11 protein-coding genes are annotated in these 15,509 nt (G+C 47.3%); 10 read left to right on the top strand and 1 reads right to left on the bottom strand.

The annotated features are described in order from the left end of the window. The first annotated feature begins 5 nt into the window (after positions 1–5). The 4 genes from FN831_RS04005 to FN831_RS04020 all read left to right on the top strand — a co-directional run bounded on the left by FN831_RS04005 (position 6) and on the right by FN831_RS04020 (position 6,026). A complete protein-coding gene (locus tag FN831_RS04005) occupies positions 6–1,472 on the top strand; it encodes a RagB/SusD family nutrient uptake outer membrane protein (protein ID WP_142526928.1) in 1,467 nt (488 codons plus the stop codon). Between the two features lie 36 nt (positions 1,473–1,508). Then, positions 1,509–3,173 (top strand): sulfatase family protein, encoded by a 1,665-nt coding sequence (locus FN831_RS04010; RefSeq protein WP_142526929.1) that lies wholly within the window; start codon positions 1,509–1,511, stop codon positions 3,171–3,173. 154 nt (positions 3,174–3,327) lie between these two features. Beyond that, positions 3,328–4,653 (top strand): paraquat-inducible protein A, encoded by a 1,326-nt coding sequence (locus FN831_RS04015; RefSeq protein ID WP_246101330.1) that lies wholly within the window; start codon positions 3,328–3,330, stop codon positions 4,651–4,653. A 44-nt stretch (positions 4,654–4,697) separates the two neighbouring features. Continuing rightward, positions 4,698–6,026, top strand: coding sequence for a paraquat-inducible protein A (locus tag FN831_RS04020; RefSeq protein WP_142526930.1), 1,329 nt, complete (start codon positions 4,698–4,700; stop codon positions 6,024–6,026). Between the two features lie 6 nt (positions 6,027–6,032). Here FN831_RS04020 and FN831_RS04025 read toward each other — a convergent pair whose 3' ends face one another. Beyond that, positions 6,033–6,614 carry an O-methyltransferase gene (locus FN831_RS04025; RefSeq protein ID WP_142526931.1) on the bottom strand — a complete coding sequence of 194 codons (582 nt, stop codon included), beginning with the start codon at positions 6,612–6,614 and terminating at the stop codon, positions 6,033–6,035. A 228-nt stretch (positions 6,615–6,842) separates the two neighbouring features. Here FN831_RS04025 and FN831_RS04030 point away from each other — a divergent pair, with 228 nt between their 5' ends. From FN831_RS04030 to nhaA, 6 genes are all read left to right on the top strand, one after another. Beyond that, the gene (locus tag FN831_RS04030) at positions 6,843–7,256 is read left to right on the top strand and encodes a response regulator (RefSeq protein ID WP_142526932.1); all 414 of its coding nucleotides are present in this window, start codon (positions 6,843–6,845) and stop codon (positions 7,254–7,256) included. 70 nt (positions 7,257–7,326) lie between these two features. Then, positions 7,327–8,424 (top strand): mandelate racemase/muconate lactonizing enzyme family protein, encoded by a 1,098-nt coding sequence (locus tag FN831_RS04035; RefSeq protein ID WP_142526933.1) that lies wholly within the window; start codon positions 7,327–7,329, stop codon positions 8,422–8,424. Between the two features lie 100 nt (positions 8,425–8,524). Further along, complete coding sequence (locus FN831_RS04040) at positions 8,525–11,710, top strand: SusC/RagA family TonB-linked outer membrane protein (protein ID WP_142526934.1); 3,186 nt, start codon at positions 8,525–8,527, stop codon at positions 11,708–11,710. A gap of 4 nt (positions 11,711–11,714) precedes the next feature. Then, complete coding sequence (locus FN831_RS04045) at positions 11,715–13,172, top strand: RagB/SusD family nutrient uptake outer membrane protein (RefSeq protein ID WP_185960376.1); 1,458 nt, start codon at positions 11,715–11,717, stop codon at positions 13,170–13,172. Positions 13,173–13,187: 15 nt separating this feature from the next. Then, on the top strand, positions 13,188–14,237 hold the full coding sequence (locus FN831_RS04050) for a LamG domain-containing protein (RefSeq protein WP_142526936.1): 1,050 nt from the start codon (positions 13,188–13,190) through the stop codon (positions 14,235–14,237). A gap of 39 nt (positions 14,238–14,276) precedes the next feature. Continuing rightward, positions 14,277–15,446 carry a Na+/H+ antiporter NhaA gene (gene nhaA, locus FN831_RS04055; protein ID WP_142526937.1) on the top strand — a complete coding sequence of 390 codons (1,170 nt, stop codon included), beginning with the start codon at positions 14,277–14,279 and terminating at the stop codon, positions 15,444–15,446. The last annotated feature ends 63 nt before the right edge of the window (positions 15,447–15,509 follow it).

Here is a 15,509-nt window from a genome sequence, read left to right on the forward strand (position 1 = left end):
TGATTATGAAGAACTTACTGATATTATTATTTGTACTTACGAGCGTGCTTTTTTCCTCCTGCAAAAAGTTTCTGGAAGAAGTGCCCAGTTCAGTGCTCGTAGCTGAAAATTTTTATAAAACGGATGCCGATGCCGAAGCAGGTGTTACTGCGGCCTATGATGGATTGAACAACCAGACGGACATCTATTTTCGTGGTATTTACCTGCTTGCTGAACTGCCTACCGATAATGCAGAAACAGGTCAGGGTGTAGCAAATGCGTTTATTTTTGCCATTGACGGTTATACGTACGGGCCGGTAAACGACAGGATTTATGTGCTGTATACCGCTTTGTACAAGACTATCGCGAATGCAAATGTGGCGATTGACAAGATCCCCGCGATAGAAATGGATGCGGCAAAGAAGAAAAGGCTGATTGCCGAAGCAAAGTACATCAGGGCTTTACTCTACTTTAACCTGGTGAGGTTGTTTGGCGATGTACCGCTGGTTTTGCATCCGGTGACGTCGCTCGATGGTGTGAACGAGCCGCGTGCTGCAGCAGCGAAAGTGTATGAACAGATTGTGGCCGACCTGAAAGCGGGGGAAACTGACCTGGATGCGCTGAACACGACGGCAAACCTGGGCAGGGCTACACAGGCTGCTGCAACGGGGCTGCTGGCCAAGGTATACCTGACTTTGAAGGATTACCCCAATGCCGCGCTGAAGGCAAAGCAGGTACTGGATAACCCACAGTTTGGATTGCTGGACAGCTATTTCAATATCTTTACACCTGATAACAGGTTTAACAAAGAGCTGATCTTTGCGATACAAAACAAAGGTTTGACGGGTACCGGGAACGGATTTTCCATGGCTTTGTACCTGCCACGGGCAACTATCCCTCTGGCGGGTGGCGGTACGGTGGCCGGAAACAGTGCAGACGTGCCTACGGTAGAATTTTACAACAGCTTTAAGGCTGGTGATCTCCGTAAGGACCGCACCTTTTTTACGCAGTACAATGCGGGTGGCGGACTGGTTACCTTCAGGCCGCACTGGTACAAGTATTTTGATCCTTCGGCGATTACCAATCTTGGAGAGGCAACGCTGAATTTCCCGGTCCTGAGGTATGCTGATATGCTGCTGACTTACGCTGAAGCGATCAATGAAACGAGCGGGCCTACAGCCGAAGCGTACGAGGCAGTAAATAAAGTAAGGAGACGTGCCTACGGACTGGCCATTGCAAGCCCTTCGGCAGCAGCAGATCTGTCCGGACTGAGCAAAGCCGGATTTCAGGATGCCCTGCTGAACGAACGCCGCTGGGAATTTGGCTTTGAGAACCAGAGGTGGTTTGACCTGGTGAGAACGGGCAAGCTGGTTCCGGTCATGCGGGCGACCGGCAATACGCTGATCCAGGACTATCATGTGCTGTTCCCGATTCCTCAGCGGGAGCGGGATGTAAACAAAAGCTTAACACAAAACGATGGTTATCCTAAATAAAAGAATCTAACTTATCAACTTTAAAAAAAAATGAAGATGACACATTTTAAATCTGCTTATGCCCTGCTTTTACTGTTTGGCGCAGTAACAGCCGGCAGCAATACCGCCTCTGCGCAGGCAGCTGCAGGAAAAGGAAAACGCCCAAATATCATATTTATCCTGTCGGACGACCATGCTTACCAGGCCATCGGCGCATATGGCAATAAGATCGCGAAAACGCCGAATATCGACAGGATTTCCAAAGAAGGTGCGCTGTTCAAAAATGCCATCGTCACCAATTCGATCTGCGGGCCCAGCAGGGCAACCTTCCTTACCGGAAAATACAGCCACAAGAATGGTTATCCGATGAACGAGCAGAAGTTTGATACCGATCAGCAGTTGTTCCCGAGCCTGTTACAGGAGGGTGGATACCAAACCGCATGGCTGGGCAAATGGCACCTTGGCAATCTGCCGAAGGGATTTGACTATTACAATATCCTGAATGGACAGGGACAATACTATAATCCTGATTTCATCAGCTCTGCAAAGGATACCGTTCAGATTGAAGGGTACGTGAGCAATATCATCACGCAGCTGGCTACGCAGTGGCTGGACAAAAGGGATGAATCCAAACCGTTTTTCCTGGTGGTGGGAGAGAAGGCCACGCACAGGGAGTGGTTCCCAGATCTGCAGGACCTTGGTGCCTATGACGACGTGACTTTCCCGCTGCCTTCAACATTTTATGATGATTATGAAAGCAGGCTGGCTGCAAAAGATCAGGACATGACGATCGACCAGACCATGATCTTAAAAGACGACCTGAAAATCCATGCGGATTATGATCTGAACGAGGGTCAGATACAGCAGGAAAAAGAGGCCCTGATCAAAAAGCGCTTTGCCAATACAGCACCAACTGCAGCACAGGAAAAAGCGCTTGACTACTACCTGCGCAAAGGGCTGTACCGCAGGTTTAACCCGGAGCAGAAAAGGGTATTCTCTGCATATTATAACAAGGTCACGGCTGAATTTGATCAGAAGAAACTGACAGGAAAGGCACTGGTGGAATGGAAGTTCCAGCGTTATATGAAAGATTATCTGTCGACAGCCAACTCACTGGACAGGAATATAGGCAAGCTGCTGGACTACCTGGATAAAAGCGGCCTTGCAGAAAATACTGTGGTGATTTACGCCTCTGACAATGGTTTCTACCTCGGAGAACACGGCTGGTTTGACAAACGTTTCATCTATGAAGAGTCGTTGCATGTGCCGCTTGTTGTGCGTTATCCAAAGGTGGTTAAACCCGGAAGCGTGATCAAAGGTACCGTGCTGAATAACGACTGGGGGCCTACTGTACTGGATATTGCAGGGATCAAAACTCCTGTTGCCATGCAGGGAAGGTCGTTTCTTCCTTTGCTGAAGAACGAGGCCGCTGTGAAAGACTGGCGAAAGGATGCCTATTATCACTACTATGAGTTCCCGAAACCGCACCATGTGCATCCGCATTTCGGCATCCGCGCTGAGCGGTATACCCTGGTGAGGTTCTACGGCGAGATCAACAGCTGGGAACTTTTTGATCTGCAGAAAGATCCGCAGGAACTGCATAACCTGTATGGAACTAAAGGGTCTGAAGCAGTAACCGCCGATCTGAAGCTGCGCTTAAAGAAGTTGATTGCAGAGTATGAAGATACGGAGGCTCTAAAGATTTTTGAGCAGAAGATCTAGGATTGCAAAAACACTGCGTAAATCATTGGTTTGCGCAGCGTTTTTAATAGCGCCTGCCGGGAAAAGATCAGAGATTGTATGTTTAATTTGACAGTGTTCAAACATTTGTGAAAAATCTTAGTTGTGTTATAATTACAACCTTATTTTGAACCAATTGGCCGCTCAACAATCAAAGACATCTGCTAAGGGATTTAATCTCCCAAAATTACTGCTCATCCTTGGCTTAACCATTCTGCTTGCAGGCGAGGGTTATTTTGGCGTTAAGCTGTATATGCTTTCGCATCAGCAAAAAGAAATTAAGGAAGATTATTCTGAAGTAAACAACATCATGCACGGCCTGTTTTCTGCCGATCAATGGCAGGATGAGGTGACGGGAATCATCAAACATCAGGTCCGTAATTTTACACTGACCAAAAAGCAGAAAAAGGAACTTCAGCTGGAGGTGCAGGAAATTATCATGGCACTGATCAATAAAGCAGAAGCCCTAGTAAACAAACCTGCAACCACGGTAAGCGGCAAGATTAAAAAATTTGCCATCAAAACCTTTGTAAATACCGACAAGATCAAGGCCCAGGTTCCGGCCTTCGCAAGATCTGTGATTGCCAAGGCGGATGACCCTGCAAATAAAAAGAAAGCGAGCTCTATGGCAATGGGCAAGTTTGCGGAGATCAAAAAAACCGGTTATATCGACAGTACCTCGGCGGTGAACATTGCACTTCACAAAACGATGTTTAGCAAATACCACGTGAGTACGCAGGATCAGTTTAACCAGAAACTTGTTTCAACGCTGGCAACGATAAAAACGGTGACTTACAATTATTGTTTTGGGATGCTGGCCTGTATCGCTATCGTGTTATCCCTGTGGTGGATATTTCGTAAGCGGGAAGACCTGCATGCAACACTTTTTGTGATGTCGCTGCTATTTGCATTTATTCTTCTGGGAGTTGGCTTAACTGCATCGATGATCGAGGTAGATGCCCGTATCCGCTCGCTCGATTTTGTGCTGCTGGGAGAAAGGGTGGTTTTTAAAAATCAGGTGTTGTTTTTTCAAAGTAAAAGCATACTTGACGTTGTACATATCCTGATCGGACAGTCGGGCATAGATTCCATACTGGTGGGTGTTTTGATCCTGATTTTCAGTATTCTTTTTCCGATCATGAAACTTACCTCTACAGGCATCCATTTGCTGAGCAAAAAAAGTATTGCTGAAAATAGGTTTATTAAATACTTTGCCTTTCAGTCTGGGAAGTGGAGTATGGCCGACGTGATTGTGATTGCGATCATGATGACCTATATCGGTTTAAACGGATTACTGGAAAGCCAGCTGGCCGGCCTTAATGTGAAAAGTGATTTCCTGACCATCATCACAACAAATAATACTGCGCTGCAGCCAGGTTTTATCATATTCATCAGTTTTGTACTATACGGACTTATTCTGTCGACAATCCTGAAGTATATCACACCATACGATTCACACTAGCATAACAAATTCATCCTGCACATTACCACCTAATACCTTAAAAATTGACAACTCAGCAAACAAATACCACCACTACAAAATTTGGACTGGCCAAAATTCTACTGATTCTTGGCTTAGGCATTCTGCTATGCGGGGAAGTGTACTTTGGTTACCATCTTGATTTACTGTCGACTGAGCAGGAACAGATCAAAGAAGATTACAGTATGTCCAACAACATTACATTCGGGCTTTTTTCCCTGGACCAGTGGCGTGAAAGGATTGCGGCTGTTGTAGACCGCCAGGTGACTGATTACCATGTGAGTCCGGCCCAAAAGAAGGCCTTGCAGAAAAAGGTGGAGCAGCAGCTGAGCGGGATGATCACTACTATTGTGAAGGAAGTAAATAAGCCGCAGAAGTCTGTTGCCGGCAAATTAAAAAAGTTTGCATTTAATCAGTTTGTTGATCCGAAAGACCTTCAGGAGCAGGTACCATCGTTTGCAAAGACGATTGTAGACAAGGTAAACAGCCCCAAAAGCGTGAGGAGGCTGAAGAATGTGGCGAGCAGTAAGATTGATCAGTTGGAGAAGGCTACCTATGACAGCACGAGTGTAGCTTATAATCAGGTAACCAAAAGTTTATACAAAAAATATCATGTAGCTAACGGGGAAGACTTTAATAAGGAGGTAACCACACATCTCGCTGCCATCCGTAAAGTTAGTTATAATTACGCCTATGCCATGTTGGGATGCGTGGTGCTTGCCATGATCCTGTGGTGGATCCTAAGAAATAAGCGCGAGCTGCAGAAGACGCTGTTTATCATGTCGTTGTTTCTTTTATTTACGCTTTTGGCCGTGGGGATGACCTCATCGATCATAGAGGTGGACGCGCGGATCCAGACGCTGAATTTTATGTTGATGGACCAAAAAGTATCATTTGAGAACCAGGTGTTATTCTTCCAAAGCAAAAGCATCATGGGGATTGTGCAGACGCTGATAGAGCAGCCAAAACCGGATGCAGTTCTTGTAGGTGTGCTGATCATGCTGTTTGTGATCATCCTTCCGCTGTTGAGAATGATTGCCAAGGGAATTGTGATCCTTGGCAGCGAAAAGCTTGCCCAAAACAAGGTGATCAAATATTTGACTTTTGAACTGGGGAAATGGGATATGGCGGATGTAATGGTAGTGGGCGTGGCAATGACCTACATCGGTTTAAACGGGATCTTGAAAAGCCAGCTTTCCAATCTGAACATCAGTAACGAATTTTTAAAGACCACTACGGTGAACTATACCTCACTTCAGCCCGGATATATCATATTTGTAGGTTATGTAGCTTTTGAGATGGTGCTGACTTACCGCTTGAACAGGATCAAAAAGGATGACCCGCTGATCAGTTAAGATGATCTAGCTGACTTTCGTAAACAGCATCAGCCCCGTAGACCAGTTCAGCGTGGTCTGCACAATGTCGCCCCGCTGTTTCAGTGTTTCAAGCAGTTTCTCTACGCGCTGCGGATGTTCCTCTGGCCAGTTAGGCTGTGGCAGAAGATCATCGATCAGGTAAAAACCGCCAACTTTCAACAGTTCAAGGGTCTGATCGAGTACCTCGAATTTTCCCGGCATCGCATCGGCAAAGATCAGGTCAAACTGCTCACCATCGTAAAACGTAAGCCATTCGTTACCATCCGCGCAGACAATAGAAATTCGTTCATCATCTGCGAATGTTTCCAGCGCAACCTGCTGAAAGGTGGCATTGATATCAATGGAGATGATCCTTGATGTTTCATTTGCACCTGCTGCGATCCAGGCCAGCGATAATCCTGTCCCGGTACCAATATCCAGAAAATGCCCTGAGGGTTTGGAAGCCACCAAAGTTCTGAGCAACGACCCTGTTTTGAGATCCGAAGGCATATTGAATTGCAGTTTTTCGCTTGCTGCAATGATTTGGGGATAAAACTGAGGTACTGTAATTTGTTCGTCGTCTAACATGGCCATGATTTCTTACCGCTTAATGTACAAATAAAATTCATTTATTGCCTTTTTGCTGATATAATTAGTATTTATACACATTAGCATGAGTACCTGTGGCAATGATATCAGGTATAATGTACAGGCAGGAATGAAATTTATATTTTTAAATTTACCTGACAAGCCTATAATGAAATCGGGATAAGATTACAGATTCTGAAGCGTTATAGTCAAACCAAATATATTCTGATGGCAACCATATATTCCAACAGGCGCACAGGGAACAGTTACCACCTTACGCCAACAGCCAGAAAAATCCTGGTGATTGAGGACGATCCCTCATTATCTGAAATTCTGGAAGATTTCCTGACAGATTCTGGTTATGAGGTACATGTTTTTAACGAAGTACTTGATATCCATCCGCTGATTAATAAATATCATCCCGACCTGGTGATCCTGGATTACCTGCTTCCCGTAGTAAACGGGGGAGAACTGTGCAGCCAGATCAAGCGCAACCAGCTTACCTGCGGCTTGCCGGTCATTATGCTTTCGGCGTATCAGAAAGTATTGCTTTCTATTGGCGATTACGGCTGTGATGCGTTTATCTCCAAGCCTTTCGACCTGAATAACCTGCTGGGCAAGATTGAAGAATATATGGTGTAAAAAAGCAGAATTTCTCTTATATTTCTCAGGCTGATCATAAGACAGATACATTTTTTTAAAACCCGATACATTGAAATTTACAGCATTCGAAATCTACAAGTATTCCATACCCACTGAGCCCTTTACCATTGCCACAGGAACGATGCATTTTGCACAGAACCTGTTTGTACGTGCACAGACCGATACCGGGCTGACCGGCGTAGGTGAATGTTCTGCATTTCCGATGATCGTGGGCGAAACCCAGGCTACCTGTTATGAAATGGCGAAAGACTTTGCCGCTATCTGGAAAGGTAAAGACCCGCTGCAGATTACCGAAAGGCTGGCCGAACTGCAGCTGTATACGGCAGGAAACTACACGGCCAAAAGTGCATTTGATATGCTGCTGTATGATCTTGCGGCCAAAGCAGCAGGATTGCCGCTATACAAATACCTTGGCGGCGAAAAGAGATTAATAGAAACAGACCTGACGATCGGCATCGGTACCCCGGAAAACATGGCGGCCGCTGCGGTTAAAATTATAGCAAATGGTTTTACCATCCTGAAGATCAAGCTGGGCAAAACTCCTACGGAGGATATTGCGCGGATCAAGGCCATCCGTGAAGCCGCAAGCCCTGAAATTGAGATCAGGATAGATGCCAATCAGGGATGGTCCTTTGAGGATGCTATTTATACGTTGACAGAACTGGCGCCCTACAATATCTCATTCTGTGAACAGCCGATGCGCACATACAACGATGAGCTGCTGCCGGAATTGTGCAGGTTATCGCCCATACCTGTGATGGCCGATGAAAGCGTATATACCCACCGGGATGCAGAAAGGATCATCAGGAACAAGGCTACAGATTATATTAATATCAAGTTTGCAAAGAGCGGCGGTATCCATGAAGCAGCACTGATCAGCAGGGTAGCAGAACAAAACAACATTCCCTGTATGCTGGGAGGGATGCTTGAAAGCAGGCTTGCGGTAACGGCCAATGTGCATTTTGCAATGGCGCATCCACACATCAGTATCTTTGATCTCGATACTGCTTTACTGGCGCATCTTGCAGATCCTGTTACGAATGGGGCAAGGTACAATGGGATGAAGCTGGAAATTACTGATCTTCCCGGTATCGGCGCGGATGTAGACCAGGCCTATCTGGATGAACTGGAGCACATCAGCATTTAAGAAATTAGAAAAAATAGATAACATTCACCAAACATTTTCCTTTTTATATTGTATTATTTATGTCGCAATTGCGATATAAATACCTCTTCTAATCAAATATATGAAGTTACTGTTACCAAAAAAGTACATTTTTCTGGCCATGCCCTTCCTGGTTTTTGCAGCGCAGGCACAGGAAATTCCCGATACGCTAAAGCGCAGGCCGGTACAAACGGACACACTGAAGAAACCAGTGGCCCCCCAGAACCCTTTGCCTCCTGATCCTCCAAAGAATACTGCTGACACCAGCGCTCAGGGAATGGTGAAAGGAATTGTTAAAGACGAAAAAGGACTGCCCGTTCCGGGTGCTGTGGTCCAGATCCGCGGACAAACCGCCCGCGTGCTCACTGATGCGAAAGGCCAGTTCAGTATCCGGCTCCCGAATGTGACCAGTGCGATACAGGTGCTTTTTGTAGGGTATACCACGAAAATCGTTCATCCGGGAACGCAGGCTAATATTACGATTACCATCACTCCTTCGAGCAAGGCGCTGAACGAGGTGGTGATCACAGGATACTCAACCCAGCAAAAGAAAGACCTGACAGGTGCGGTGTCTACCATTAAGCCTTCGGATATTGACAACATGCCTGTCGGCGGGGTAGATCAGGTACTGCAGGGCAAGGCCGCCGGTGTGTCTGTAACCCAGGGCACAGGTGCGCCAGGGGAAGGTATTGCGGTACGGATCCGCGGTATCGGAACCATTAACAACAACAATCCTTTATATGTGATTGACGGTGTGCCTACGCCATCCGGGATCAACCAGATCTCTCCTTCTGATATCGAAAGTATCAATATCCTCAAAGATGCGTCATCTGCTTCGATCTATGGGGCAAGAGCCTCCAACGGTGTTGTGGTGGTTACGACCAAAAAAGGAACTTCGGGCAAGGCAAAGTTTAACCTGAGCCAGTATACAGGTGTGCAGGTACATGGCGACCTGATCAAAATGGCAAATACACAGCAATATGTAAATGCTTTTAATACTGCGGCAGCGGCCGATGGAAGGACGCAGATCCCGGCGAGCCTGGCAGCAGGGCTTCCTGATGTTAACTGGCAGAAAGAAGTGCTCAAACCGGCACTGGTAAACAATACCAACTTTGCGGTGAACGGCGGAAATGAAACCGGCAATTATATGGTCTCGGCCAATTACTATAAGCAGGACGGACTGGTAAAAAACAGTGCGTACGACAGGTTTAACCTGCGTACAGCTGTGAACAGTACGCTTTCGAAAATATTTTCTACAGGTGTAAACCTGAACCTTTCCTATGCGAAAACCAGACAAACGGGTGCTTCGGGTGATGGTTTTGGTGACGGCAACCAGGGTGCCAGCGTACTGAGGTACGCTTTGTTAAGATCTCCTGCAACTCCCGTATTTAAAGCCAACGGCGATTATGTAGACCTTCCGGAAAACTCCGCTTTCTTTGGGGATGGTTTAAACCCGGTAGGATATGCCGATAACTTTGACAGGAGTTATAATGCTTACAGTGTACTTGGAAGTATCTTTGCCGAAGCGAATATTGCAAAGGGGTTAAAACTCCGTACCACCTTTGGCGGTAACCTGGTGATCACGGACTTTAAACAGTTCTTTAAAATCTGGGGAAGCGACCGCTCCCTGAATTCTCCGGGAAGTTTGGCGCGTTCCAACGCCAACCAGTTTGATTACAACTGGACCAATACGCTGACCTACAATTTAAAAATCGATAAAAATCAAACGATCAACCTGCTTGCGGGTACTGAAGCCATCAAGAGCCGCACAAATGGCCTCTCTGCTTCAAGATCAATATTTCCCAACCAGTCTGACAATTTCCAGTACCTGGATAACGGGATTGGCGTGCAGCAGAATGGAGAAAACGAATCGCGCTGGGCGCTCTTCTCTTTGTTTGGCCGTGCAGATTACCAGTACGCAGATAAGTATCTGGCCAGCTTTACCGTTCGCCGTGACGGCTCTTCGCGGTTGAGCCCTGACAACAGGTACGGTAATTTCTACGCCGGATCGGTTGGATGGCGCTTAGACCAGGAAGACTTCCTGAAGGGCTTTGACCAACTGTCGATGCTGAAACTGCGCGCAAGTATCGGCCAGACAGGTAACCAGGAGATCAGCAACTACGCCTATACCACACTGAACTCTTTTGTAGGGTTTTATCCTTTTGGCGGCACGCCTGCAATCGGGAACTCCCTTACATCTAGGGGAAACAGTGATATCACCTGGGAAACCAGTACACAGACCAACTACGGACTGGATGCGGGTTTCTTTGACAACAACCTGCAGCTGAGCGCAGATTACTTTATCCGTGATAACTCTGATATCCTGTTTGCAAATCCTCTGGCGCCAAGTGCCGGAGGCGGAACCAGTCCGTATATCAATGCCGGAAAAGTAAGGAACCAGGGTTTTGAACTGCAGATTTCGTATCGCAGAACGCTATCTGACGAATGGAGCTTCGATGTTTCGGGAAACCTGGCTACGCTGAAGAATAAGGTACTGTCACTTGCAGGTTCTCCGATCTTTGGAGGGCGCATCGGCAATGAGTACAATGCAACACTGACTACCGTGGGGCAGCCGATCGGGGCTTTTTACCTGATCCCGATGGAAGGTATTTTCCAAAATCAGCTGGACATTTTTACACATGCCTACCAGGGTGCGGGAATCCAGCCCGGAGATGTAAAATATAAAGATACCAATGGCGATGGAGTAATCAATGAGAACGACCGTGAGATTGCCGGAAGCCCGATCCCAAAATTGACATACGGCTTTACAGGCAATGTGAAGTTCAAAAGCTTTGATATCAGTTTATTCTTCCAGGGCGCATATGGCAACAAGCTGTACAACCAGATTGCAACGGATACAGAAGGTTTTTACAGGGCCTTTAACATCACCGAAAGGGTTGCCACAGGCAGCTGGACGGGAGAAGGAAGTACCAACCAGTTTCCGCGGTTAACCTGGAGCTCTGCGTCCTCTACCAACAATACCAGACCATCCACCCGTTTCCTGGAAAGTGGTTCATACCTGCGCCTGAAGAACGCACAGGTTGGGTACAGCTTTACACCAAAGATGCTGGCAAACCTGAAGATCGCTTCGATGAGGGTGTATGTGAGCGGCCAGAACCTGCTCACGTTTACCAAATATACGGGACTAGACCCGGAAATTTATACCAGCAGTAATGGCCAGGGCGATGGTGTAAGAGCTGTTGGGATTGACTGGGGTACTTACCCATCGGCCAGAATTTACACTGTAGGCCTTAATGTTAACTTTTAGATACATGAAGAATTTATATATCATACCGCTTTTTGTTTTGCTGCTGCTGGGCTCGGGCTGCAAGAAATTCCTCGATCAGCCTGCACTGGGCTATTATTCCAACGAAGACCTTTTCAGCAACGATGCTACGGCAATTACGGCAGTAAATGCTGCCTATATACCTTTAACATTTACTGATGGTGCAGCCAATCCGCTATGGGTGCTGGGCGACGTAGCCTCAGATGATGTGGTAATTGGCGGCAACGCCGGTGAACAGGCAGATTATACAGGTGTAGACCTCTTTAATATCCTGCCCACAAATGCTGCGATACAGGCCTTATGGTCGCGTTACTACAATGGCATCAACCGCTGTAATGTAGTTACAGATGGGCTTACTGCCGACAATACCAAAGTTTCTGAGACGGTGCGGACACAGGCACTGGCACAGGTTAAATTCCTGCGTGCCTACTATTATTTTATGCTGACGAACTTCTACGGGAATATCCCCCTGCGCTTAAAGGTGAGTACACTGGCAGATGGTGCCGTTGCTGCATCGCCGCAGGCACAGGTGTATGTGCAGATTGAAAAAGACCTTACCGAAGCCGCGGCAGGGCTGCCGGATAAATGGACCGCAACTACAGACCTGGGTAGGGCCAGCAAAGGTGCAGCCCTGGCTTTACTGGCCAAGGCTTCGCTGTTCCAGAAGAAATACACAGAAGCTGCGGCTTTTGCCACGCAGGTGGAAGGACTGGGTTATGCACTGACTGATAAGTTCGGTGACAACTTCAGCGCATCTGCGAAAACGAACAACGAAGTGGTTTTCTCTGTATGGCATACCCGCGGGGCACAACCGCTTCAGGGAAATTCACTGAACTACTGGTTTGCACCGCGCGCACTGAACGGGGCAGGAGTGTTTTATCCTACGCAAAGCCTGGTTGACAATTTCGAGAGCAATGACCCGCGTCTGGACCTAACGGTTGCAAGAGCAGGGCAGCCCTATTTTGACAGTGCATTCCAGACCTCATGGTCTACCACTGGATATCTTTCTAAAAAACATGTACAGCCACTGAGCGAGGTGCCCTCAACCACAAAAAACGATGGTAACCTGAATTATGAAGCAATCCGCTTTGCGGATATTCTTCTGGTGAAAGCCGAAGCGCTGAATGAATCAGGGCAGTCTGCTGCCGCACTGGTACCACTGAACAGGATCCGCGAGCGTGCGCGCAAGAATTTTAGCGGAACCGCTCCTGCAGATCTGCTTCCGGCTATTACTGTGACTGACCAGTCGCAGCTGAGGGACATCATCCGCCGTGAGCGCCGCTCTGAACTGGCACTGGAATTCCAGCGTTTCCTGGATGTGATCCGTTACGGACAGGCTTATGCCGAGGCTGTGATTAAGCCTTCTGCGCCAAACTTCAATTTTACACAAAACAAATTCTTCCCGGTTCCGCAGACAGAACTGAATGCCAGCGGGAATTTATAATCAGCAATTTTGATCATGATTTTTAAAAAATATACAACATTGATTTTTGCTTCGCTGATGCTTGCAGCGGTGATTTCATCCTGTAAAGATGATGAGGCGAAACCGGATTTCAGTTCCAATAAAGCAAGTCTGCAGCAACTGACTGATTCTGTTGCTCAGGTATATACTTCCAGTGCTGAAGGGCACGACCTGGGGCAGTACCCCAAACAGGCGCGCACTGTGCTTAAACAGGCGGTTGATCTGGCCACCCAGGTAACCACGGGTGAACATACGCAGGCCGAGGTGAATAATGCTTTTGCCAATCTGCGCAGGGCTGTAACAGATTTCAGCGGCAGGAAGATTGCTGAGGTTGCGCCAGAGAATCTGGTTGCAAAATGGCTGTTCAATGGCAATGCGCTGGATGCTACGGCGAACCATCATGACGGGACACTGATGTCGGGCATTATCGGGAATGCCGCCAGTCATTCTGACGGAGGGGTGTTGCCTGTACTGACTACAGACAGGTTCGGTACTGCGGGCAGTGCCTATGAATTTGCCAATGGTGCATACGTGGAAGTTCCGTATTCCACGGCGCTGAATCCTGAGATTCTCAGTTTGAGCCTCTGGATCAATCCCAAAGAATCCTATGGGGATAACTATATCATGTCGCTCAACAAATGGAATGGCTTTAAGTTCCAGCTGCAAACGGACAACTTTTTGTTCCTTACTCTTAAGACTGGTTCAGGAACATACGACAGGGACAGTAATCCAGGCAAGATGGTAAATGGCGCATGGCACCATGCAGTAGTGACGGCAGGTGACGGTGCGATCACGTTTTACGTGGATGGTGTGCAGGTGAAAAAAGAAAATGCTGCGGGAACGGCGTTTAAGATTGTGGCACCGGTTAACCTGGCGATCGGTCAGATTTTGCCAAAAGGCATCTTGAATTTTACGGATACCACAAGCCCGTTTTATTTCTCCAATGCAGCATTTTTTAAAGGCGCTCTGGATGATATCAGGTTTTACAATAAGGCGCTCTCTGCAGATGAGGTGTTAAAAATCTATAACAACGAAAAGCCGGATTAAAGCTGGGCGTATTCTTTAAAAACAACTATATTGGCCCTTATGGCCAATAAGACTGCGCTCGAACGAATTGTTTCTCCGATAGACCGGTTCATCCAGCTGGAATACAGCAGTGGAGTAATTCTGCTGCTGAGCGTGCTGACAGCAATTCTATGGGCAAATTCTGCCTTTCAGCATTCCTATCACGAACTGTGGGAGCTCAGGTTTGCTATCGGCTATAGCCAGTTTAAACTGAATGAGCCGCTGCATATCTGGATCAACGACGGGCTGATGGCGATCTTCTTTTTTGTAATCGGACTGGAGCTGAAAAGGGAATTCCTGGAGGGGGAACTTTCCTCTCTAAGCAAGGCAGTGCTGCCGATGATGGCCGCTGCAGGAGGAATGATTGTCCCGGCATTGATCTATTTTCTGATGAACAGGAATACCGTAGCGGAACACGGCTGGGGGATACCTATGGCTACGGATATTGCCTTTGCACTTGCGCTTCTATCTATGGCGGGCAAGCACATTCCCGGCTCTGTCAAGGTGTTTTTGTCGGCCTTAGCGGTGTCAGACGACCTTGGTGCGGTACTCGTGATCGCGTTTTTTTATACCCAGGGCCTAGACCTTGTCCCATTGGGCATTGCCGGGCTATTTGTAGGGGTACTGATTGCCGGGAACAGCTTTGGAATCAAATCAATTCTCTTTTATCTTTTGATAGGTATTGCTGTATGGCTTTGCTTTCTGTTTTCCGGAGTGCATGCCACACTTGCGGGCATAGTGGTCGCTTTTACAATCCCCTCGGGAACACTGCTGCAAAAGATGGAGGACGGTTTACATCCCTGGGTAGCTTACCTGATCATGCCGCTGTTTGCACTTTCAAATTCGGGTATCAGCATCGGCGCCGATTTTCTTCAGAGCATCATCAATCCTGTTTCCATAGGCGTAGCTTCCGGACTTGTAATAGGCAAATGTGTGGGGATCTTTCTGTTTACCTGGGTCATGGTGAAGACGGGTGTGGCGAGACTTCCCTCCGGTGCCACATGGAAACATCTGTTTGGGATCGCCCTGCTGGGGGGAATTGGCTTTACGATGTCTTTATTTATCGGCGGCCTCGCTTTTAAAGATGCACAGTATGTTGACCAGGCAAAATATGGAATCCTGCTCGGTTCCGTCGCTGCAGGGATCCTAGGAAGCTTAGTCCTCAAACATCGGCCGGGCGCCCCTCTATAAAATTCATTTTATTTCAACTTGCAATAGCAATTTTTTGCTATTGTCTAACGTTTCTGAAGAAGC

It is taken from the genome of Pedobacter westerhofensis (assembly GCF_900182595.1).
In the GTDB taxonomy this organism is placed as follows: Bacteria; Bacteroidota; Bacteroidia; order Sphingobacteriales; family Sphingobacteriaceae; genus Pedobacter; species Pedobacter westerhofensis.